Genomic DNA, 17,932 nt, shown 5'->3' on the forward strand with positions numbered 1-17,932 from the left:
CTTCAGGCTTCGGTCTTTTTTTGCAAAGGTTTTCCATTCAAGACAGGTTGACGCGAGTGTTCCTGCGCATCTGCTGATGAGCATCACGCAGAATGAATTGATTGGCATCGATTCGCGTAATTGACAATTGACTAATGACTAAATCGACTTCTATGGTTAATGGAATTTCTGGTACTGAGGCCACGTCAAGCAAGCGGGGCTATTATTATCAGGACATCGTCACTGCGGTTGCTTGGTGTAGGCTCCGTGCGGGAGAGGAATTGTACGTTGAAGTTGCCGAAGATTACGCAGTTGCTGGTTGCGAGAATGTGGAGGTTACACAGGTTAAGGACCTCGAATCATCCTTAACTCTGGTGAGTGGTGCGGAATATATTGAGAGAGTGCTCAAGATCTTCAAGGAAAATGTCGGAAGAGCAATGTCGTTCGTTTATCTGACGACCTCTCGCGTTGCTATTGAGAAGAGTCCAGATCTGAGGCCTGAGGGCATTGCTGGAATCGAATACTGGCGGGATGTTCAGGCTGGTGTTCGTCCGCCGGATCCGCTGATCAAATCTCTCAAGGCGCTGCCTAATAAAGGCGCCCTCCTGCAGAATTTTTTGGACAATAGATCTGATGAAGAAGTTATCAATCAGATCATAATGCGTATCACCTGGGCTACGCGCGCTCCAGAAAGCGATTTTCTCAAGTCCGAATTATGCGATCGGGTTGCCGAGATTGCCTATCAAGAATGCAAGCTTGAGGCAACAGAGGGGCGTCGTCTATGGCCGGCGGTAATTGACGCTGTGACGTCAGCTTCAACATCGGCTAATCCGAGGATGCGGATCCTGAGTTACAAGAGTCTGCGAGATCTGCTGAGGGAAGAATCTACCGTGACCCTCACCAAGAGAAAGTACGAGCGCCTTCTTGGTGATGCTGAATTTGCAAAGAATCCTCCGGTTGGTCAGGTCGACAAGGATATACGGGATAGGATTGATTATATTCAAAAGACCAGATTCCTAACGGAGTCGGCGGCGGACGATTTGGCTCGAGCACTGGGTAAAGACGTCGCAGAAGGTGGCGCATGCCAGATCGGTGACCAAAAATTGCGCGCTTTGGCTCTAAGCTGGTGCGCTCGAGCTTTGCTTGAGATCGATTCATCTCTGGCCGCATCGATGCTAGACGACTCTGTGCGCTTGTTTGTCATACCCGAGCAGATTCTGGTGCAATCGCTTCTTTTGGCAAAATCCGATAAGCATGCTGCACTTCGACTTATCTCATCCGATCTCTCGGACGCAGCTGGAACGGTTCGGTACGGGATACATCGGCAGGAAGGTGCAGAATTCGCTTTGGATTATTTAATAAAAGCGGATGTTCAGGTTTGTGATTTAGATTGCCACGGGATGCTTATTGTACTTTTTGATCTCCTGCGCAGTGAGAAATGGAGCGAGGCGATTGGTTGGTTCGAGCGAGTCCCTGAGTCGGCGCTTAATGCGTACCCTGCGTTGCAGTGGGGCGGAGCCAATGCTCTTCTTGCCTGGGCTACAGCCGATGTGGCGCGAGGCTCCTCATTATCCGGACCGCCAATTGCTGATGAAGTTCCTTTGCGCGATGACCTCACGGCTATTGAGGCACGCCGGCGGGCTGTCGATCTCTTTCAGTCATTCAGACAGGCGGCACTGGGTTGGGGACTTGAAAAAACGGCTGAGCTAGCATTGGAGTACGCTCTTTGGCTAAAGTTGGAAGATCGGCTAGCGCAGTCTTCTGCTACAGCAGAAGTATCCCGCCTTTGGTTCGAGTCCGATCACGCGTCTCGATGGATTCCATTAGTTATAAGAGCTGGATTGGAAGTCGACAAGCGGGCGCTTTCCGAGAGAATTGATCGGAACTTCGTACGGTATGGCTCGCTCAGTTTGGATGATGCTCGTGCACGGATGGCTTTGCTTATATCAATGCCTGCAGAGGAATGGATTGATTCGTGGCAGGAAATTCGAAATGCAGTCTCATTCCACTTTGCCGAAGCGTTCTTGGAACATATAGAAGTTCAAGGCCTCCTGCATGCAGGAAGAGTCGACGATGCGAAGAGTGCGCTCGCAAAAGCAAGCAATCTGCCAGAAGCGGCGCGGACTCGATTTGAAATAGAACTTGGCGAATCCAATGAGGGGGCCATTCAGGAGTATCGAGAGATAGTCGAAAGGGATGGCACACCCGCATCTCTTCATAATCTTGTACGTGCACTTGTAAGGCGAGGAAACTTGCGTGACGCTGCTGCTTTCGCGCTGCAGATGTACGAAAAAACTCGTGAGCATGAAAGTGCAGAAGAATATGTTAGGATTGCGCGGCGCCAGGGAGAATGGGCTGGTGTGCTAGCGTTTCTTGACGGACACAAATTCTTGTTGGAGCAGTCCGAAGTGCTCGCCAGGATGTATGTGGATGCACTTCTTCGCCATGGACGTTGGAAGGATGCGGAAGATATTGCCGAAAGCTACATGGAGCTGGGGGCGGAGAAGTTGGACTTCAGTCTCCAAATTTCCATTAATTCTGGCGCGTGGGAGGATGTTGGGCGCCTGCTCGAAAACTCTTTCGCGGAATCGGACATATCTGAGAAGGAATTAATCAGATTGGCAAGCATCTCGACAAGTATCGGGAATGTGGCGCTCGCTAAGCGCATGGTCAGGCGTGCGACTGAAAGAAGTCCTATCGACCCAAATATAGCGTGGTCTGCGTACATGGTTGCCGTGAAGGGCAATTGGGAGCGTGACCCCGAGGTTCGAGAGTGGGTAAATATAGGTATAGCTTCTGCTGACACTGAGGGAAGTTCGGTTCAGAGCGCCACGCTCAGTGATCTTATGAAGCTCGCTCCAAGGTTGAAGGAGCAGTCAGAAGCCTTGGAGAAAGGTGTCGCGTCCGGCGAAATGTTCTTGGCATTGGCAGCAACCCAGGTAAATCGCCCTCTCGTTAGTATAATTGTGGGTTCAGCAATTTCGAATGAGAGTGAGCCGGAATTTCGAAGCTTAAGTCCTGTCCCGCTGTACGCTGGAATTGCAAGGAAGGATATCGAATTCCGGATAAGGTCGGTTGCACTTGACGTTACGGCAATTTTAACGCTGGTACGCTTGGGTCTTCTGCAGCGCATATTAGAGTTCTTTGAGACGATCTATGTTCCTCATAGCATAGGAGTGTGGCTGTTTTCGGAAGCTTCTCGAGTAAGGTTCCATCAGCCGGGTCGCATTGTAGAGGCACGCAAGCTTCTTCATGCGATTGCGCGGAAGGAGCTAAGAATAATGGATGCGACGGCTGGATTCTCGCAGCTTGTGAAGAATGAGGTTGGAGTCGATCTGGCGCAGCTCATTCATGTTTGTCAGTTTGATCGAGAGGCTGGGAAGGATGCTTTCGTGGTTCGGCCAGCGCCGCTCCATCGCGTTGGATCGCTCTTGGAGGAGAATGCAGACGTCTCGAGTTTCAGTCAGATTCTTCGCAGCGTGTCGCAGCTTGTCAAATCACTGCATTTCTATGGTGGTATATCTGACAGAGAGTACGATGATGCAGTTTCCTATCTCGATCGTGTTGACCATGGATGGGCTGGTGATGAATTAATTCCGTTGGGTTCAACCATATATTTGGATGATCTTAGCATAAACTATTTGCAGTATTTGGATCTAATAAAGCCTTTGTCTGATGCAAGGTTCGACTTGGTTATGCATTCGGACGTGCACGCACAGGCAGTCTCCCTGAACTCTCTGGAGGAGACCAATGATAAGCTGGGTGTGGCTGTTGAGGAGATCAGGAAGTTCTATTTCGACGGGCAGGCAAGAGATATTGTCCGTCCTCTTCCAATGCCCGACCGAGATTTGAAGACGGGTGGGGAGGAGCATGAAACGCTCTTTGAGGCTACTCCTGTCTCGCTATTGTCGCAGATGTTCGCTAGAGCTCAGGGTGTAGAGGCAATTATCTTCGATGATCGGAGCATGAATCGCCATCAGAATTTTTCGTATCCTGATGGAGTTGTCGCTCCAATATTTAGCACTCTGGATGTAATCGATTGGATGCTGGCTGCCGGCGTAATTGAAGGCCGGGAGTGGTTGAGGGGTAGAACTACTCTGCGCCGATCCGGCTTTATATTCATTCCGCTGAAATTTCATGAGCTGCGTTCGGCGCTCGATACATCGAGTGTGCACTCTGGAGAACTGATCGAATCGCTGGCTGCTCGTGCAATTAGAGAAAATGTACTTCTCGCTCAAGCATCGAGTATGCTCCGGATCCCGGACGAGGGTTATTGGATTAGTAGTTGTGGTCAGGAAGTATTTAGGGCGGTAACGGATCTTTGGAATTGCGATGGCCCGGAATCTGCTATATCCGTAAAGGCGGATTGGCTACTCGGACTCTCCAGGCTGGATGGCTATGCCGATCGAATGTTGGGTGGTGATGAGGATACTAGGTGGATAAATTTTGACGCTCTGCATTTTGTCAGATTGGTCATAAATCCGGATGTGGATGAGTCGCGGCGTGTCGCCTATAACGCGTGGTTGGAGAGTAAGTATTTGACTGACATGGCTCTTGGTAGGCCAAGGGTTTTTGAAAGTCTATGCGCAATGGTGCGCCGGAATATCCTTGATCTCTCGGCCGCGACTGGTGGCGATGACGATTTGAGGCTGACCGACGAAGTCAGGCAAGCGGCGGTCGCTATCATTCGAAAAGACCTGATTAACGGTCTCCCCTCTTCGGTCCGAGAGGCTGTTCTCGAGAATTGCGAGGTACTTGAATCCCTGGGGTTGAGGCAGGACACGGTCATTGGAGTTAATTTGGCTGGTAGCCCATCTTTCTTGGCGGAAGACTTGTACTCTGCAGCACAGCGGATTTACGCGTCCGGCGAGGAGCAAGCCGTTGAAGACCAATCTGGCAATAATTGGGAAATTCGATTGGGCGTCGAGGGCGTTGTCGAGTGCATTGACGTGGTAGGTGATAGAGTTTTTAAAGTTGCGCACTCCCCTCTCGTGTCGAATGATGTTTCTTCTCGTATTGAGTATGCGGAAAGATACGCTAAAGAAGTCGGAGTTTCGCTGGCGGGTGTTTCCAGTTGGCTCACTGTGTTGATGGATCGCCCGCTCCGTGTCGGCGAGCTGCCAATGCTTGAACGAGATTTTCAAAACTGCCCGAAGTGGTTGATGGGTAGATTCTCAGAAGCGCTCAAAGATGGAAGTGTTTCTGGTGAGGATATTGCGCCTGTCAGTCGAGATTACTACCATCGCTTAGTTGGCGTGTGGGGCGGTGAGCGAACTATTCGAGAATTTTCCGATAAGTTTAAACATGTCATCGATATTCCTGGCTATCCGCTTGGCGCACTTATTTGCTCGTCTCACAGTTCTCTGGCTCCTACGGAATACATTCGGACGGCAGATGCTCGGTTGCTGCAGGATGAGATAGCGCAGCTTTTGGGTAGTGCAGATCTTTGGTCGCTAGTTGGTTTAATCGAGGGGCTTGCGGCAAGACCCGATGCCTTCACCGATCTCCTGGAAATGACATCATCGGCACTGGATTGCTTCGTCATTGCGGTGCGGGATCAAATCCGGCTGGAGGTGACTTCTGGGCTTGCAAGCATGATTTGCTCAAGACTGATTCTGTCAGGCGTATGGACGGACGTGCCTGTTTTCTGGAGGCGCTTTGCAGCTATTGCTCAAGCTGGGTTGGTGGAGAGAGTGTTGCTCTCTTCTTCAGCGGATTTGAGTGATTTTGCAAAATGGGTTAGCGGCAGCCTCTCGATCTTTCAGATTGGATGTCTTGCGGAGCTGGATTTGGAGCCTCGTTGGAATGGCTTTATGCTTAATCCGAAACAGCTTCAGCAGGAGCTTGTTGGGCGTGTACTGTTCGCACTGGAGCCGCGAAAAGCTGACCTTGAGAGTGTCGGACTCGCAGTTCGCATTTTTGCCGATGATTCAGAATCTCTTGCGTCAATTAGGAGCTTTTTCTTTAGTGTGCTGCCTGGGCCGCTTGAAGGGGGCGAGGATTGCATTTCCTTGCTTCCAGAGCAGTTTGTGCGCTTGCTCGAAACGAACATGAATGATGCTGATCAGTCAATTATGAACAGGGTTGCTATGGCGTCGCAGTTTGCATGCATAGGACGTTTACCCGATGGGTTTCTGAGTAGATTGACTGAGGCGGTGGGCGAGTTGAATAAGACGGATCTTGCGAGTGAGGCAGGAGATGGCTTGTCCAGTCTTTGCATGACTCTATCTCTCGCTGCTGCGGCGAATCGGGATGTTTCGCTTTCCGAGGCAGTACAGCGGCTAGTTCTGGGGCAGTCTGATTTCCCATTTGCCCTTCGTGTCCTATCGGGGCTTACTGCCTGCGCGGCAGAGAGCGATCGTGTTCGATGGTCGGCTGCAGTGGGCTTGGTGATTTCGAATTGCACTGCTATGGTGAAAAGTTCGCAAGATGCCGATTATCTCTTGTACGTCGTGAGAGCGATTTGTGATGTGCAGTCAGACTTAAGAAGGGTTGTGTCGAAGTCATACGCCCAGTTGTCGGCAATGAGTAGGAGACTTCTCTAGTCGATCCTGTCGTCGTCGGTGCATCGCTCCTGAACCTCGAGAGCTTGCGTGGTCGTCGTGCCGCAGGACACATCTTTGATGTGCGAAGTCGCCTTCCTTGGTCAAATGGATTTCGGCCTGTCTGGTTTGCAACCCCCGTCTCAGGCTTTGGAGCATTCTGAGGAGCAGCTGCTTTTGTCCGGCCCGGCCTCGCTTGACCAAGGCCGGTTGTTGTATCGGAAACGTGCATCCCGGAGGGAATGTACTGGTGGTCGATGTCGATCCCAATGCAGATCGGCGGTGATGAGCAAGCGTGCAGAGGGAAACCAATTGATCTGGCGAAGGACTGAGAAGTTACTCGGGTCTCACCTCCCTACAAGCCCACTCAACCAACCCTCGGCACGCCAGAAACAACCCATCAACCACCCCTTCATCCAAATGCCGCTCCGGCTCCGCTGCCACCCGGCAGCGGTCGGCAGCGTGCAGCAACTCCAGAACCGTCAGCGCACCCACCATCGCGCGCTCGCTCCTGGCGAGGCTCACACGTCGGCCGGGTGACACATCGGTTTCTGGCCAGGGATGCCCATCTGCAGCTTCGCAGCCGCGCATGCGCTTGAGGATGCCGAGCAGGGAGTTCAGGTCGGGCAGGAGAGTGTCGTCGTTGATGGGCTCAACAATGGTGTACGAGGAAAAGGTGTCGGATTCGTTCATAGCGTCGGCTTCCGTGGCTGTGCTTAACAGCGCCACCGCGATGGGGTGGCGGACGGTGCGGGTTCCAAACCGGGACAGACAGTTGTCAATAACCGGCGGGTCCGAAGACCCCCACGCACCGCCCGCCATAAAGGCCGACGGATTGCCCGCCGGCACCGGTTAAGGACGGTGCCGACGGGCAAGCGTAAACAACTATCTGTCTCGGGTTTGGACGCCCGCTGCCACCCGTTGTCGGTGGCGCGCCATGGTGTTTACGCAGCCGCTTCGAATGCCAATAGAAATTCGCGAAGGAATCGGCGAACTCGAGAGCGAAGGACTATTGTTGCACGCACCATTCGTGCAGCACGCGACGCCAGCAGACGCATTCGCGCGGCTGCTCTGCTGATAGCGAATCAAAGTGGCGCAATCGCCCGCGCCACAAGCGAATAGCGCGACGGCCTTCTTTGCAACAGTTCTTAGTTCGCCTCGCCAAGCAACGGCGCCCGATCAGCCGCACATCCCGAAAAGCGGTTCAAACCCGACATCGCCAGCGCGCCTCGCGGCCTCAACAAGTGCGATCCTCAGCCGCATTCCCCACCAGCAATTCAATCATCGCCCGCGCCGCCGCCGACTGCCGCCGATGCGGCGCGTAGATCACCGAGAACGGCCGCGATCTCCCTCGCAGCTGCGGCAGCACTTCCACCAACTGCCCACGCTGCAACCGCTCCCGCACGATGAACTCATAGCTCTGGCAGATGCCAATGCCCTGTTCGGCCAGCGACACCACGCCCAGCACATCGTCAGAAGTCTCGATGGACGAGCGCGGCAGCCAGTCCACGTCGCGCCCGCCGTCGCGGAAGATCCACAGCGCCAATCGCCCGGTACGCGGCATCACGAACGGCAGGCACAGGTGCTGCTGCAGGTCGTCCAGCGTCTGCGGCGTGCCGCGGCGCTGCAGGTACTCCGGCGCGGCCACGAGCAGCAGCGGGGCGTCTTCCAGCTTTCGCCCCACCAGCCCGCTGTCCGGCAGCTGGCCCAGGCGGATGGCCAGGTCGAAGCCTTCGGCCACCAGGTCCACGTTGCGGTTGGTGATGTTCAGTTCCACCTGCACCTGCGGGTACTGCTGCGCAAAGCGCGCCAGCACGGGCGGCAGCCGGTAGTGGCCATAGGTGGTGGGCACGCTCAGGCGCACGCGGCCGGCCAGCGCACCGTCCTGGGCCAGTACGTCGCGCTCGGCGTCGTCCAGCAGGCCGAAGGCGGTGCGCACCTGTTCCAGATAGAGCCGCCCGGCGTCGGTCGGGCCCACGCGGCGGGTGGTCCGCTGTAGCAGCTGCCGGCCCAGCCGCGCTTCCAGGCGTGTGACCGCGCGACTCAGCACCGAGGGCGTGGTGGACAGCGCCACGGCGCCGGCGGTGAACGAGCCATGCTCGACCACCGCCAAGAACACCTCCACATCGCCCAGGTAGTCGAACTTGCGGCTCATTTGGCTCTCTGGGGAACAGATGTTTTGCGATGGAGCCAATTTATCGCCGCTGGGGCGATGAATAAAGTGGCGGCCATTCCCCGATAGGAGCTACCCCATGAACCTGATGACCCGGCTGGCCGCAGCGCTGGCCCTGACCCTGGCCGCCAGCGGCGCGCATGCCGCCAACGTGCTGGTGGTGCTGTCCGACGAAAACCACCTGGACCTGAAGGACGGCAAGGTGCTGTCCACCGGCTTCTATCTCAACGAGCTGATGCAGCCGGTCAAGCTGCTGCTGGACGCAGGCCACGAGGTGACCTTCGCCACGCCGCAGGGGCGGGCGCCGACGGTCGATGCGTCCTCGGTGGCGCCGGCGTACTTCGGCAACGATGCCGCGCAGCTGACGCTGCACAAGGAGCTGCTGGAGAAACTGGCGCTGACCTCGCCGACGGCCTCGCCGGTGGTCAGCCTGGCGCGCATCGAGCAGCAGGGCTACGCGCGTTTCGATGCGGTCTACATTCCCGGTGGCCACGCGCCGATGCAGGACCTGCTGAAGAGCCCGGCGCTGGGCCGGCTGCTGGCCGACTTCCACCAGCGCAACAAGACCACCGCGCTGGTCTGCCACGGACCGATCGCACTGCTGTCCACGCTGCCGGATGCGGCGGGTTTCGTGGCAAAGCTGGAAGCGGACGCGATGCCGGCCACGCCGAAGTGGATCTACAGCGGCTACCGGATGACGGTGATCAGCAACCAGGAAGAAGCGCAGGCCAAGCCGCTGCTGGGCGGCGGTGAGATGAAGTTCTACCCGCAGACGGCGTTGCAGAAGGCGGGTGCGACGTTCAGCAGCAACACCACGCCGTGGACGGGGCATGTGGTGGTGGATCGGGAGCTGATTACCGGGCAGAACCCGGCGTCGGCGCTGGAGGTGGGGCAGCGGTTGGTGGAGCGGTTGAAGTAAGGCGGGGTCTGCACAGCAGGCTGCCAGCCTTGTGGGCCGAGGGGCCAGCGCCTCGGCCTGTCTATGGAAGTGCCAACGTGGTCGGCAGAGAGGGCGTCAACCCTTCGCGAGCGCTGCTCCTGACAGATCTTCAATCTGGGAAAGCGCGTGACGCGTTACGGCCCAATCGCCGGCGTGCCTGATCGCCACGCCTCCGGCCGCTGTCCAGGCATCACAGTTCGCTTCGAAATCGTCGATCAGAACATCGCCCGGCTGGTGCATGAAAAGAGGCTTGTGCCTGCCGCCGAGCACAGGCAACACCAGGCAGGTTGCTGACAGGTGTTCGCGGACCCACTGCCGCTTCTGCATGGCAGCGAGTGGATAGTTCGATTTCGGGCAGGCCGTGAGAATCACCGGGTTCAAGTGGTGGATGCTGTGGAAGAACTCCACTGCACCGTGCATCAGCGGAAGGTCGCGGAAGAATGACGGGTGGTTGTTGATGTGCCCCCACATTTCATCGTCGGCAAGCACGCGGTGGTCCAGGCCAAACAGGGCGGGAAATGCCGCGTCGAAGTCGGCCATGACACCATCAAGATCTACGTAGATGGTGCGTCTGGATGCACTCGATCCACCTGTGTGTTGGTTGGCGGGCGGGTCCATCACCGGCATGGTCTTCACATCGTCAGCGTTCATTTGCGCGTTCTCCTTTCAAGAGTGGGCTTTCTTCTTCATCGGTTCCCCAGTAGCGGGGCAAAGTGCTTGGCAATTGCGACAGACATGGCAGCAATCGCGATGCCGCTGGCGTCGGTCCAGGGCGAAAGAGTGATGGCCTGCAACCCCACCAATGCGGAACGCCAGAGTGCCTCTTGAGTCCATCAGGCGCTGCTGCAGCGGGACGGTGCACCGCGCCGTAACAACACAATACGGGCACCACCAACCAGAATTGAAACTGAGATGGGCATCGCCTCACGGCGATGCCGCCCGGCAGATGCCGTAATCGGCACGCTTGAAATGCGGTATATATCGCGGCGATTCTTCAAAGGCGTGCCGAGTGGCTGCTCTGGCCGTTGCCCAAGACGCATGGCGCCAGCCACTGGCTCATCTCGCGAACCAAGGAGCAATCTGGCGCGCTGGTGATTGGATAATCCCAACGCGCTACGGAAAGGCCGAACGGGGATATGCCTGTGGCGCTCGTTCCAGACTGATCCAGGAACGTCACTGAACGTGGATGTCCAGGCGCACTCAATATATCACGCCGACCAGCGCCAGCGGCTTGAACCCGCTCGATCTCCAGCAGCTTGATTGGGCAGGGCAAGGCCGGCATGGCACCATGATGGGCTGGCCTCGTCCTTCCGGCCGGGGCCGTTTTCCCAGGGAAGCCCACCAACACGACATGCGAACGTCCTTCTTCATTCTCTCCGCCCTGTGCCTTGGCCTGCTGCCTGGCTGTGCCAGTGGCCCGGAGGAGCACGCCTCAAGCCGCGAGATCACCAGTGCGTTCGTGGCCGACGACGGCCAGCTGTACCTGCTGCCGCGCTATGACGAGCCGATGCGCTTCAATGCCGCTCCGTTCCGCGAGTACCGCGCGCTGATGGACAGCCCGCTGCGCGAGGCGGTGGCCTGCGGGCAGATGTACTTCCATGAAGACTGGCGCGACCCGGCGAACAAGGCCAAGGTGCACGGCAGCTATGCGCTGCTGCTGCGGCCGGAGCAGGTGACGGCGCAACAGGCCGCGCAGTTCAAGCTGGAGCGGATTGAGGTCCCCCCGCGTGAGGCCAAGGCCGTGGAGGAGCGGTCGCGCTACTACCTGCCGATGGACCGGACCCGCTACGCGCTGGCGTTTGACCGCGCCTGCAATCTTTCAAGGAAGGGCGGCAGCTATTACAGCGCGCTGTTCGAGGGCGACGGCGAACGGGTGCAGTTGTCGGATGCTGCGGTGCTGGCGGAGAAAGGGAAGCTTGCACAGCCGATCAATGCGCGGGCGCAGCGGATCCTGCCGGAGAGGGAGGACAAGCCGGGTGCGGGTTCGGCGGCGGGCAAGGTGCTCGGCGCGGCGCTGATTCCAGTGGCCGTTCCGGTGTTTGTGTTGAGCCTGCCGTTCCTGGGGCCGGATCACTGGAAGTGAAAGGGCGTTGGGGGAGAGCCATCCACGCGTGACGTGGATCTACTTGGGTATCGCCTGAAAGTTCATCCTGGAGATCTGTGTGCCCAGCACGCTGGAAACTGTTTTGAAGACTGTAGGTTTCATTGTCCTCGCGGCCCTTCCGTTGGTGATCCTCTGGTTCACCCTTCGGCGGATGTCAGCAACTGCTCGCTCGTACGTGAAATCGGGGCTGCATTTGCATGCCCCGCGCAGGATTTCCGGCAGGTCCATGACCTTGGTGATGGTGGATGGAAAAGAGGATCGCGAGCACTATTTCTTTGATACAGAATCCTTCTACCTGCGGCGTGGGCCGGTGCCCACGGCGGTTCCGCTTTCGCAGATCACCTCAGTCACACGAACGTCCGACAGGATCTACGGGCGTTATGTCTGGCAGGTGCGCTTCAGCAAAGCATCGGGCAGAAAGTGCGTGATGTTCACCAACAACCTGACGCTGTTCAATCGGGATTTCCTGCTGTTCCTGGAGGCGGTGCGGAAAGCCAATCCGTTGGCGACCGTTGATCGGGTGGGCATCCTCTTCTAGAGCGTGTTTGAAGTTCGGTATGAACAGTGTCACTGCAATGGCATCACAGCGCGCAGCCCCTGTGTGACCGATGTAATCGATGAGAAATGGGCGTTTGTTGCGCGGTATCTGATACCGAAGCATTCTCATGCGTGGCAGTGCAAGCATGATCTGCGATGAACACGCAAAGCCCGTAACATGGAACGAGGTCCGCTCGTTCCTGCGCGCGACGCAAAGCGTGGGCCTTGGTACCTGTGACGAAGACGCATTTGAGATAATTGTCGAGACGACTTACGTTTACGGCATGCGGTCAATCTCTGCGGAGTAGTTCATGATGATGTGCCGATCCACGCTGGACGTCTCCCTGATTCATGCCTATGCGCTTCCTCTCGGCATATGCGTGGCAGCAGCCGTGGTTCTGATCGCAGTATGGCTGGCACCCCGCTCTGGCTGGGTGCCAGCCAGGAATATTGCGCTCGGCTCGGCGCTGGCCGTTGTTGTCGTAGTTGCCTTTGGCCTCGTATATCAAGCGCGGACAGCGTACATCGCCATTACAGATGGCCAGCTGATTGGGTCAGCAGCGTTTGTCCGACTGCAGCTCCCGCTTTCCAGTGTCGCGTGGCAGGACGCTTCCGATGCTTCAAGGATCACGCTGCCTCACCGGCAACTTGGGACCAGCACCGGGGGCGTTGAACTTGGCAAGTTCGGCATGCAGAACGGTCGCAACGTCTTCGTGCTGCGCACGGATCGTAGCTCTGTTCTCGTCACAGCCAGAGGGGATATTGACTTGATTCTGGACCGGCGTCTTTACGAACAGCTCAAAGCATGCTTGGATCAGGTGAGTGAGACCGGCGGCCATCGAGGAACACTGCAATGATCAGCAGGAAGTACTGGTTTACCAGGAAGAAGTACGGATGGGGCTGGGGGATGCCGTGCGCGTGGCAAGGCTGGCTTGTGTACGCAGTCGCATTCGGCTTGCTACTGGCGGGTCCGTTTCTGTTCTCTCCATTTCGCGAGCCCATCGCGTTTCAGCTCTACACGTGGGCCGTGGTGTTGGTGCTTGTCCTTATCTGCTGGATGAAAGGCGCCCCGCCCGGTTGGCGGTGGGGGGAGTAGAACGGCCGCAGAAGCTATTTTCGGACGTGTTCGATCCGCCGGGCAAAGCATGGATGCATTGCCCTTGTGGGAGTCGGACAGCATCGCCAGCGGGCCACGGATGCGTCCCCTCTGAGGCGTACCGTCCGTTTTGAAAGAACGCTGGACACTTCCCTCGGCGGCTACCCAACGCGTTCTAACCGTTAATTGACCAATGTAGCGTCGCTGAAGCGGGGCGCCGGCAAAGCTACACTGACCACCTACGCCCAATGGAAACTCACCCATGTTCAGTGGAAAGGTTGCGGTGGTCACCGGCTCCACCAGCGGTATCGGTCTTGGCATTGCCACCGCGCTGGCCCGGCAAGGCGCGGACATCGTGCTGAACGGCTTCGGCGATGCGGCGGAAATCGAACGCATCCGTTCCAAACTGGAAGCCGAGTTCGGCGTGCGCGTGGCGCATGACGGCGCCGACCTTTCCCATGGCGAGGCGGTGCGCGGGATGATCGATCGCGCCGTTGCAACGATGGGCCGCATCGACATCCTGGTAAACAACGCCGGCATCCAGCACACGGCGTCGATCGAGGAATTCCCCGTCGAGAAGTGGGACGCGATCTTGGCGCTGAATCTCTCGGCGGTGTTCCATGCGACGGCGGCGGCCTTGCCCCACATGAAGCAGCAGGGCGCCGGCCGCATCATCAACATTGCGTCGGTGCACGGGTTGGTGGGCTCGGTGAACAAGTCGGCCTACGTGGCGGCCAAGCATGGCGTGGTGGGCTTCACCAAGGTGACCGCGCTGGAGAATGCGGGCACGGGCATCACCGCCAATGCGATCTGCCCGGGCTGGGTGCGGACGGCGCTGGTCGAGCAGCAGATCACCGCGTTGGCCGAGCGCGAAGGCACGGATCAGGAGACCGCCGCGCGTGAGCTGCTGGCTGAGAAGCAGCCGTCGTTGCAGTTTGTGACGCCCGAGCAGCTGGGCGGGATGGTGGTGTTCTTGGCCTCGGACGCTGCGGCGCAGATCACCGGAACGGCGCTGCCGGTGGATGGGGGCTGGACGGCGCGCTAGCTGGCTGGCTGTGCTTTACGCTGCAGCATGGGCAATGCCACCAGCGTGGCGAGAATGGTGAACAGCACCAGCGACGAGCCTACCGTGCCGAAGCCCAGGCCGCCCTTTTCCAGCGGCTTGGTGAGCAGGTCGCCGAAAGTGGCGCCAAACGGGCGGGTGAGTACGAAGGCGATCCAGAACGGGATGACCCGGTTGATGCCCTTGATGCGGCTGGCCAGTGCGGTGAGCGCGATGAGGCTGCCGATCAGCAGCGCGCCACCGGTGAAGCCCAGTCCGGAATCGTCGGCGAGGAAGTCGCCCAGCGCGGTGCCGAGCGTGTTGGAGAACAGCACGGCGGTCCAGTAGAAGCCTTCGGCGCGGCGCGATGCGATGTTGCTGACCGAGATCGACTTTTCCAACACCCGCCAAGCCAGCAGCACCAGCGCCAGGCAGCCGGCCAGCAAACTGGCGCCGGTGGCGTAGCCCAGGCCGAGCGTGCGGTCGATCAGGTCGGACAGGGTGGTGCCAGCGGTGCTGGTCGCCAGCACCACCGACCAGAACAGCACTGGGTGGAAGCGCCGCGCCGACAACTGCATGCCCAGCAGGCCGGCAAAGATCGCCAGCAGGATGGCCGAGCTGGCCACGTAGCCCAGATTGAGCGTCATCGACAGCAGATCGCCCGCAGTCTCGCCGAGGGTGGTGGCGGCGATCTTCATCACCCAGAAACCGAGGGTGACCGCCGCCACTTTGCTGTGCAGGGAATCTGCGTCTGAAGCACGCATCGAACGTCGCCCGGGGAGCCCGCCGGTGATGCTGCGGCGCGCGGCGTCGAAGCCCGGTCGGAACCCGGTTCGGTGAGGGTGAGCGTGGGGGCGGCGTTCAGCCGGCGCTGGCGGGGGCCGAAAGGCGCGCCAGCAGGGCGTCCCAGCCGGCCACGAAGCAGCCGTCGCGGCCGCGGTTGCATTCGGTGATCCACGCGTCCAGCGATTCGCTCTGTGCGCGGTAGGCGCTGACATCGCCCAGGACGGCGAAGTGCAGGCGGTAGTTCACCAGCATCTGCAGCCATTGCCCGGCCATGCCGGAGCGCAGCTCGAAGAAGTCTGCCGAAAGGCGCTGCACCGGCACGGCGATCCACTCGGCCTGGTGCCCAAGGGCATCGCCGACCAGGTCGCGCAAGGCGTTGCCATCCAGCAGCGGGCCTGTATCGGCGCTGCGCAGGACGCGGGTGCTGCCGATCTGTTCTACATGTGTGTGCATCGTGCGCTCTGAAGTTCGTATCGTCCGCCCAGTATGGCCATGGGAGAGGCCGACAGTAAGCAGATGCAGCATGAATCTGGCGAACGAACGCGCTAGGCTGCGCCGGGCGCCCGCACGAGGCGGGTTCACGATACCGGGGAAGGGCATGGCAGGGTGGAGGAGTCGTTCGTTGTTGAGCACGGTGCTGGTGTGTTCGGGGCTGCCGGTTGCAGCCGCCGAGCTGTGCACGGTCAGTGCCTACGGTGACGGGCAGGGCAACCTGGTGGTGCTGGGCGCACCCGCTGCGGCGCCGGCCACAGGCCAGCGCTATCTGATGCTGGACGGGCGACGTGGCGCCACCGGTGATGCCAACGCGCCGGTGAGCTGCAGCGGCGATGTGGTCAGCTTCAGGTCGCCTGCGGGAGCGCCGCAGCGCTGGCAGCGACTGCCGACCCGCGATACCGAGACGACCTTCAGCAGTGCCGGAACAAAGCTGGTCGGGCAGCTGATCGAACCAGCCGGTCCGGCCGACCCCAAACGGCCGTTGGTGGTGCTGGTACACGGCTCGGAACGCACGATGGCGGTGGCGGCGATCTACCAGCGCATGCTGGTGGCGCAGGGTATTTCGGTGTTCGCTTACCAGAAACGTGGCACCGGCGATTCGGAAGGCGAGTACACGCAGAACTTCGAGCTGCTTGCCGACGACGCAGCGGCGGCGCTTGCCAAGGCGCGCGAACTGGCGAGAGGCCGGTTCGGCCGCGCCGGCTACTTTGGTGGCAGCCAGGGCGGCTGGATCGCGCCGCTGGCGGCGACCCGCTCGCAGGCGGATTTCGTGGCGATCGGCTTCGGGCTGGTGGTGTCGCCCATCGAGGAGGACCGCGAGCAGTTGTTCGATGAGGCACGGCGCATGCAGCTGGATGCGGCGGCGATGAAGCAGGTCGGCCAGCTTTCAGACGCGACCGCGCAGTTGATGCGCACGCATTTCAATGAAGGGTTCGAGGCGCTGGCGAAGGTGCGTACGCAGATCGGTGCCGCACCGTGGGCAAAGAACATCAGCGGCGAATACAGCGGCGACATGCTGCGCATGAGTGACGCTGACCTGCGCCGGATCGGTCGCGCGCGATTCGACAACCTGGAGCTGATCTGGGACTACGACGCCGAGGCCGCGCTGCGCCGCCTGAAGGTGCCGTTGCTGTGGGTGCTGGCCGAGCAGGACCGGGCCGCGCCGATTGCAGCCACCCGCAGCATCCTGGGGCGCCTGCGCGCATCGGGGCAACCGATCGACACCTACCTGTTCCCGGATACCGACCACGGCATGGTCGAGTTCCGCACCGATGCCGAGGGCAACCGCGTGTCGACGCGGATCACCGACGGCTACCTGCGCCTGCTGGCCGATTGGATCAAGCAGGATGTGCGTGGCAGTTATGGGCGTTCGCGCAGATTGAGCGATTGACCGGCCAGGGAGCGCTGGCGGCGGGTGGCGCTCCGCCGCCGATTGCGGCACGACTCAGTTCGGCTTCGCAAACACATCCAGCCCCTTGCCGGTCTCCAGCAGCGACTTCAGGCTCGACAGCACGATCGGCCAGCCCTGGCGGATGCCGGTATCCATGCCGCTGCCAGGTTCCAGCTCCTCATGGGTAACCGTCAGCCGCACCATGTCCTGGTAGGGCACGATCTCGAAGGTCACCCGGCTGTAGGCGTCCGGGTTGTCGGCCTGCGAGGCGGCGGCCCAGGTGATGACCAAGCGCGAGGGCGGGGTGCTTTCCACCACTTCGCCGACCAGCTCGACCGAGCGCGTTTCGTTGGCGCGCACGTGCTGCCAGCGCGAGCCCGGTTTCCAGTCCGAGACGTTCTCGTGACCCCAGTAGCGACTGGCGATCTCGGGGCGGGTGATGGCCTCGAACACCTTCTGTGGCGTGGACGCGATATAGATCACGTGGATGAAGCGGGTTGACTCTGCGGACATCGTCATTCTCCTTCCAGTTCGCGTTTCAGGTCATGCAGCAGGCTCAGGCGCTGCTGCTCGAACTTGCGTACCCAGCGCTCATAGACTTCATGCAGCGGCACCGGATTGATGAAGTGCAGCTTCTCGCGGCCACGGCGCACGGTGCTGATCAGGTTGGCGTCTTCCAGCAGGCCCAGGTGCTGGGTGACCGATTGCCGGGCCATGTCCAGGTGTTCGCACAGCTGGCCCAGCGTCTGCCCGTTGTCCTTGCAGAGCAGATCCAGCAGCGTCCGGCGCGTGGGATCGGCCAGTGCCTTGAACACCTTGTCTGCGTCGCGCAGGTGGTCTACCGCCAT

General features: G+C 59.2%; 14 protein-coding genes. 7 read left to right on the forward strand and 7 right to left on the reverse strand.

What is annotated here, in order from left to right; genetic code table 11:
- The first annotated feature begins 134 nt into the window (after positions 1-134).
- Positions 135-6,524 carry a tetratricopeptide repeat protein gene (locus tag AC5P7A_RS16815; RefSeq protein WP_495220357.1) on the forward strand — a complete coding sequence of 2,130 codons (6,390 nt, stop codon included), beginning with the start codon at positions 135-137 and terminating at the stop codon, positions 6,522-6,524.
- A 333-nt stretch (positions 6,525-6,857) separates the two neighbouring features.
- Here AC5P7A_RS16815 and AC5P7A_RS16820 read toward each other — a convergent pair whose 3' ends face one another.
- Both AC5P7A_RS16820 and AC5P7A_RS16825 read right to left on the reverse strand, forming a co-directional pair.
- Entirely contained in the window at positions 6,858-7,214 is a 357-nt protein-coding gene (locus AC5P7A_RS16820) for a hypothetical protein (RefSeq protein WP_414496951.1), read from the reverse strand.
- A 544-nt stretch (positions 7,215-7,758) separates the two neighbouring features.
- A complete protein-coding gene (locus tag AC5P7A_RS16825) occupies positions 7,759-8,676 on the reverse strand; it encodes a LysR family transcriptional regulator (RefSeq protein ID WP_495220358.1) in 918 nt (305 codons plus the stop codon).
- Between the two features lie 97 nt (positions 8,677-8,773).
- Between AC5P7A_RS16825 and AC5P7A_RS16830 the strand changes: the two genes are divergently transcribed.
- A complete protein-coding gene (locus tag AC5P7A_RS16830) occupies positions 8,774-9,613 on the forward strand; it encodes a type 1 glutamine amidotransferase domain-containing protein (RefSeq protein ID WP_495220359.1) in 840 nt (279 codons plus the stop codon).
- Between the two features lie 96 nt (positions 9,614-9,709).
- Here the strand turns inward: AC5P7A_RS16830 and AC5P7A_RS16835 are convergent, their stop codons facing one another.
- Positions 9,710-10,285: a 5' nucleotidase, NT5C type gene (locus AC5P7A_RS16835; protein WP_495220361.1), complete on the reverse strand. Its 576-nt coding sequence runs from the start codon at positions 10,283-10,285 to the stop codon at positions 9,710-9,712.
- A gap of 700 nt (positions 10,286-10,985) precedes the next feature.
- On the opposite strand from AC5P7A_RS16835, the gene AC5P7A_RS16840 reads away from it, so the two are divergent.
- The 4 genes from AC5P7A_RS16840 to AC5P7A_RS16855 all read left to right on the forward strand — a co-directional run bounded on the left by AC5P7A_RS16840 (position 10,986) and on the right by AC5P7A_RS16855 (position 14,416).
- Entirely contained in the window at positions 10,986-11,717 is a 732-nt protein-coding gene (locus AC5P7A_RS16840; protein WP_495220405.1) for a hypothetical protein, read from the forward strand.
- A gap of 79 nt (positions 11,718-11,796) precedes the next feature.
- Positions 11,797-12,276 carry a hypothetical protein gene (locus AC5P7A_RS16845; protein ID WP_495220362.1) on the forward strand — a complete coding sequence of 160 codons (480 nt, stop codon included), beginning with the start codon at positions 11,797-11,799 and terminating at the stop codon, positions 12,274-12,276.
- A 310-nt stretch (positions 12,277-12,586) separates the two neighbouring features.
- Entirely contained in the window at positions 12,587-13,132 is a 546-nt protein-coding gene (locus AC5P7A_RS16850) for a hypothetical protein (protein WP_049440740.1), read from the forward strand.
- Between the two features lie 501 nt (positions 13,133-13,633).
- Positions 13,634-14,416: a 3-hydroxybutyrate dehydrogenase gene (locus AC5P7A_RS16855; protein WP_478409577.1), complete on the forward strand. Its 783-nt coding sequence runs from the start codon at positions 13,634-13,636 to the stop codon at positions 14,414-14,416.
- Here the strand turns inward: AC5P7A_RS16855 and AC5P7A_RS16860 are convergent.
- Positions 14,413-15,177 (reverse strand): COG4705 family protein, encoded by a 765-nt coding sequence (locus AC5P7A_RS16860; protein ID WP_495220363.1) that lies wholly within the window; start codon positions 15,175-15,177, stop codon positions 14,413-14,415. The genes AC5P7A_RS16855 and AC5P7A_RS16860 overlap by 4 nt on opposite strands.
- A gap of 97 nt (positions 15,178-15,274) precedes the next feature.
- A complete protein-coding gene (locus tag AC5P7A_RS16865) occupies positions 15,275-15,652 on the reverse strand; it encodes a DUF4180 domain-containing protein (RefSeq protein ID WP_164110226.1) in 378 nt (125 codons plus the stop codon).
- A gap of 181 nt (positions 15,653-15,833) precedes the next feature.
- Here AC5P7A_RS16865 and AC5P7A_RS16870 point away from each other — a divergent pair, with 181 nt between their 5' ends.
- Entirely contained in the window at positions 15,834-17,084 is a 1,251-nt protein-coding gene (locus AC5P7A_RS16870) for an alpha/beta hydrolase family protein (protein ID WP_495220406.1), read from the forward strand.
- 54 nt (positions 17,085-17,138) lie between these two features.
- On the opposite strand, the gene AC5P7A_RS16875 is transcribed toward AC5P7A_RS16870, so the two are convergent.
- Both AC5P7A_RS16875 and AC5P7A_RS16880 read right to left on the reverse strand, forming a co-directional pair.
- Positions 17,139-17,597, reverse strand: a complete 459-nt coding sequence (locus AC5P7A_RS16875) for an SRPBCC family protein (protein ID WP_049440748.1) — start codon at positions 17,595-17,597, stop codon at positions 17,139-17,141.
- Positions 17,598-17,599: 2 nt separating this feature from the next.
- Complete coding sequence (locus AC5P7A_RS16880) at positions 17,600-17,932, reverse strand: ArsR/SmtB family transcription factor (protein ID WP_014646883.1); 333 nt, start codon at positions 17,930-17,932, stop codon at positions 17,600-17,602.

Source organism: Stenotrophomonas sp. YJH_SMC_65, from assembly GCF_059369475.1.

Coding starts and splice junctions, on each gene's coding strand:
- AC5P7A_RS16815 (WP_495220357.1), top strand. CDS start 135: ATGACTAAATCGACTTCTATGGTTAATGGAATTTCTGGTACTGAGGCC.
- AC5P7A_RS16820 (WP_414496951.1), bottom strand. CDS start 7,214: ATGAACGAATCCGACACCTTTTCCTCGTACACCATTGTTGAGCCCATC.
- AC5P7A_RS16825 (WP_495220358.1), bottom strand. CDS start 8,676: ATGAGCCGCAAGTTCGACTACCTGGGCGATGTGGAGGTGTTCTTGGCG.
- AC5P7A_RS16830 (WP_495220359.1), top strand. CDS start 8,774: ATGAACCTGATGACCCGGCTGGCCGCAGCGCTGGCCCTGACCCTGGCC.
- AC5P7A_RS16835 (WP_495220361.1), bottom strand. CDS start 10,285: ATGAACGCTGACGATGTGAAGACCATGCCGGTGATGGACCCGCCCGCC.
- AC5P7A_RS16840 (WP_495220405.1), top strand. CDS start 10,986: ATGCGAACGTCCTTCTTCATTCTCTCCGCCCTGTGCCTTGGCCTGCTG.
- AC5P7A_RS16850 (WP_049440740.1), top strand. CDS start 12,587: ATGATGATGTGCCGATCCACGCTGGACGTCTCCCTGATTCATGCCTAT.
- AC5P7A_RS16855 (WP_478409577.1), top strand. CDS start 13,634: ATGTTCAGTGGAAAGGTTGCGGTGGTCACCGGCTCCACCAGCGGTATC.
- AC5P7A_RS16860 (WP_495220363.1), bottom strand. CDS start 15,177: ATGCGTGCTTCAGACGCAGATTCCCTGCACAGCAAAGTGGCGGCGGTC.
- AC5P7A_RS16865 (WP_164110226.1), bottom strand. CDS start 15,652: ATGCACACACATGTAGAACAGATCGGCAGCACCCGCGTCCTGCGCAGC.
- AC5P7A_RS16875 (WP_049440748.1), bottom strand. CDS start 17,597: ATGTCCGCAGAGTCAACCCGCTTCATCCACGTGATCTATATCGCGTCC.
- AC5P7A_RS16880 (WP_014646883.1), bottom strand. CDS start 17,932: ATGGCGGTAGACCACCTGCGCGACGCAGACAAGGTGTTCAAGGCACTG.